The organism is Burkholderia sp. Ac-20392 (assembly GCF_017104585.1).
GTDB classification, from domain to species: domain Bacteria; phylum Pseudomonadota; class Gammaproteobacteria; order Burkholderiales; family Burkholderiaceae; genus Burkholderia; species Burkholderia lata.
Genome location: NZ_JAAGPB010000739.1, coordinates 1 through 3,318, shown reverse-complemented (window position 1 = coordinate 3,318; position 3,318 = coordinate 1). Strand labels below are relative to the sequence as shown.

5 protein-coding genes are annotated in these 3,318 nt (G+C 69.0%); 3 read left to right on the top strand and 2 right to left on the bottom strand.

Annotated features, from left to right (window positions below; genetic code table 11):
* Together G3N99_RS37580 and cobM are read left to right on the top strand one after the other, a co-directional pair.
* Window positions 1–356, top strand: a 356-nt coding sequence (locus tag G3N99_RS37580; protein WP_206124899.1) for a precorrin-6A/cobalt-precorrin-6A reductase, incomplete at its 5' end; no start/stop codon positions are given.
* 43 nt (window positions 357–399) lie between these two features.
* Entirely contained in the window at window positions 400–1,128 is a 729-nt protein-coding gene (cobM, locus tag G3N99_RS37575; protein WP_206124898.1) for a precorrin-4 C(11)-methyltransferase, read from the top strand.
* Here the strand turns inward: cobM and G3N99_RS37570 are convergent, their stop codons facing one another.
* Window positions 1,129–2,040 carry a DMT family transporter gene (locus G3N99_RS37570; protein ID WP_206124897.1) on the bottom strand — a complete coding sequence of 304 codons (912 nt, stop codon included), beginning with the start codon at window positions 2,038–2,040 and terminating at the stop codon, window positions 1,129–1,131. It abuts the gene before it with no gap.
* A 141-nt stretch (window positions 2,041–2,181) separates the two neighbouring features.
* Here G3N99_RS37570 and G3N99_RS37565 point away from each other — a divergent pair, with 141 nt between their 5' ends.
* Window positions 2,182–2,718 (top strand): MarR family transcriptional regulator, encoded by a 537-nt coding sequence (locus tag G3N99_RS37565; protein ID WP_206124896.1) that lies wholly within the window; start codon window positions 2,182–2,184, stop codon window positions 2,716–2,718.
* 103 nt (window positions 2,719–2,821) lie between these two features.
* Here the strand turns inward: G3N99_RS37565 and G3N99_RS37560 are convergent.
* Window positions 2,822–3,318 (bottom strand): MFS transporter (locus tag G3N99_RS37560; RefSeq protein ID WP_206124895.1); only part of this gene is annotated, 497 nt, incomplete at its 5' end.

The following is a 3,318-nucleotide window of genomic DNA, read 5'->3' as shown; positions in this document are numbered from 1 at the left end:
GGCCGCTGTCGCCGCGCGGCCGCGAACCGCTGCGGCATCTCGACGCGATACCGCCGCATCAGTTCTGGCTCGTGCGCTGCCTCGACGCGCATCCCGGCAACGCGCGCGCGCAGATCGTCGCCGCGCGCGGGCCGTTCACGCTCGACGGCGAGCGCGCGCTGTTCGCGCTGATGGGCATCGACGTCGTCGTCAGCAAGAACAGCGGTGGCGCGGCCACCGAAGCCAAGCTCGACGTCGCGCGCGAACGCCGGCTGCCGGTCGTGATGCTGCGCCGCCCGCCGCTGCCCGACGCCGATCGTGCGTTCGATTCAGCCGCGGCGCTCATCGACGCGCTCGATCCGGCCGCACGCGCGTGACGCCACGCGGCGGATCATTCAATGAATTGACGGAGATTTTTCGATGACGGTGTATTTCATCGGCGCGGGCCCCGGCGACCCGGAGCTGATCACGGTGAAGGGCCAGCGCCTCGTGCGCACGTGCCCGGTGATCCTGTATGCGGGTTCGCTGGTGCCTGCCGCCGTGCTCGACGGCCATCGCGCGGAACAGGTCGTCAATACGGCCGAGCTCGACCTCGACGAAATCGTCGCGCTGCTCGCCGGCGCTCACGCGAAAGGGCAGGACGTCGCGCGCGTGCATTCGGGCGACCCGTCGCTGTACGGCGCGATCGGCGAGCAGATTCGCCGATTGAAAGCGCTCGGGATTCCATACGAAATCGTGCCCGGCGTAACGGCCACGGCTGCATGTGCGGCGACGCTCGGCGTCGAGCTGACGCTGCCCGGCGTCGCGCAGACGGTGATCCTCACGCGCTTCGCGGGCAAGACGACGATGCCGGAAGGCGAAGCGCTCGGCTCGCTCGCCGCGCACCGCGCGACGCTCGCAATCCATCTCGGCGTGCGCCATCTCGCCCGCATCGTCGACGAAGTGCTGCCGCATTACGGCGCCGATTGCCCGGTCGCGGTGATCTATCGCGCGAGCTGGCCCGATGAGGCACGCGTGACCGGCACGCTCGCCGACATCGTCGGCAAGGTGCAGGGCACGCAGATCGAGCGCACCGCGCTGATCCTGATCGGGCGCGTGCTCGACGCCGAAGGGTTTGCGGATTCGACGCTGTACGCGAGCGCGGACTGATCACGCACGGGCCGGCCCGGGTTCGGAACGGCGTTCGCGCAGGTGCGTGTAAAGTGCCGCACCGATCGTGATTGCGCCGCCGACGAAGTAGATCGGCGACGCCGATTCGCCGAGGATCAGGATCGACGCGGCGATGCCGACGACGGGGATCAGGTTGAGCACAACCACGCTCCAGTACGATGCGTTGTCGCGCGCACCGCGGAAATAGAACAGGAAAGCCAGCGTGAACTGCAGCACGCCGATTGCCAGCGCGGGCCACACGGCAGGCCACGCCGGCAACCGGTGGGGCCCGCTGCCGCCCGCGTCGATGCCGAGCAACACGAGTGCCAGCAGCAGCGAGCCGGCCTGCTGGATCAGCAGCATCGCCGTTGCGGACGGCAGCGTCACGGCCTGCGTCGACAACGACACGTACAGCGCGGCCACCATCACGCCGGCGAACACGAACGCATCGCCGCGCAGCGACGCGTGCCCGTCCGCCGATGCATCGCCGAGCGTGATGACGACGACGCCCATCAGCGCGACAACGCCCGCAACCAGCAGCCGTCCGTCGACCCTGAACCGGAACAGCACGATGTTGAACGCGAGAATGCCGAGCGGTTCGAGCGCGAAGATCACCGCCGTGTGCAGGGCGGACGTCGATTGCATGCCGACGAACCCGAGGTAGTACGCGCCGCACGGTTCGAGCATGCCGATCAGCGCGACGATGGCGACCTGCGCCGGGGCGATGCCTTGCAGGTTCACGCGCTGGACGGTGGCGAGACACGCGAGCACCGCGACGCTGGCGGCGATCTGCAACACGATGAGCCACGCGGGCGACAGGGCAGGCAGCACCATCTTGCTGAACGGAATGGCGACGCCCCAGCACAGCGTCGCCATGATCAGGTATCCGGTCTTGCGCGCGTTGTCGTTCATGCGTGGACTCCACTCGGCCTGTCGACCCGTAGAATGCGGGCGTGCGGCCGCCCGGATCGAGCGGGCCGCGCCGCGGCTGACATCGGTGAAACGGTGGTTTAAATTATATGCGTGACGCACACATATGCTAGGAGCGCCTACGTGAAAAAGCAACGCCTGAACAATTTGCTGGGCGCACTCGCGCTCGGGCTGAACGACCGGGTAGAGGACGCCATCGCCCGCGACATGGGGCTGCACGGATCGAGCGTGGATGCGCTGGTGCTGCTGTCGCAATCGCATGCGCTGACGATCGACGCGCTGGCGCGGCAATTGATGCTCGTGCATTCGTCCGCGGTGCGGCTCGCCGAGCGGATGGCCCAGGAAGGGCTCGCCGCGCGTGAGCCCGGCGACGACAAGCGCACCGTCGTGCTGACGCTGACCGAGGCCGGGCACGATGCGGTGCAGCAGGTGCTTGCCGTGCGCGCTGCGGCGATCGCGGACCTCACGCGCACGTTGACGCCCGAGCAATGCGCGCAGCTCATGCCGATCTGCGAGCAACTGGTCGGCGCGCTGGCCGACGACATGCAGAACGCGATCCGCGTGTGCCGGCAGTGCGACGAAGATGCGTGCGACTTGAGGCGCTGCCCGTCCGAGCGTGCGTATCGGCGGTTCGAGGCGGAGCAGGAAACGGGCGGCTGACGCCGGCGCGGTTCACCGGCACGCCGGCATGCCGCGCTCGGTCAGTCGGATCCCGAACACCGCCTTGTCCGATCGCGGCGGGGCAATTCGTGCGGGAAACGCGCTACGCACGCGCCGCGTGCAGCACCCGCTTCGGCGCAAACCCTGCCGCCAGTGCGAACAGCGCGACACACAGGCAGGCCATCGCGATCCATGCGGGCGTCAGGTCCGCGAGGTGCTGGCGCACGATGCCTGCGGCGAATGGAAACAGCCCGGCGATCAGGTAGCCGATGCCCTGGACGAACCCCGTCAGCGACGCGGCATCGGCCGGTGTCGCGGCATGGTCAACGGTGACGATCAGCGACAGCGGAAACAGCGCGCCGATCCCCGCGCCCATCAACAGCGCCGCCGGCAACGCGAGCGCTTCCGGTGCGGCCAGCATCACCAGCAAGCCGACGAACAGCGACGCGATCGCCGCATGCAGCGCGGGCCGGCGATCGGGCAGGCGGTCGATCGTCGCCGAGATCGTCAGCCCCGCGACGACTTCCGCGAGCGTCACGCCGCCGAGCAGGCTGCCGGCGCCCGTCGGCGACCAGCCGAGCCGCATGTAGTACGGCGGCA

Coding starts and splice junctions, on each gene's coding strand:
- cobM (WP_206124898.1), top strand. CDS start 400: ATGACGGTGTATTTCATCGGCGCGGGCCCCGGCGACCCGGAGCTGATC.
- G3N99_RS37570 (WP_206124897.1), bottom strand. CDS start 2,040: ATGAACGACAACGCGCGCAAGACCGGATACCTGATCATGGCGACGCTG.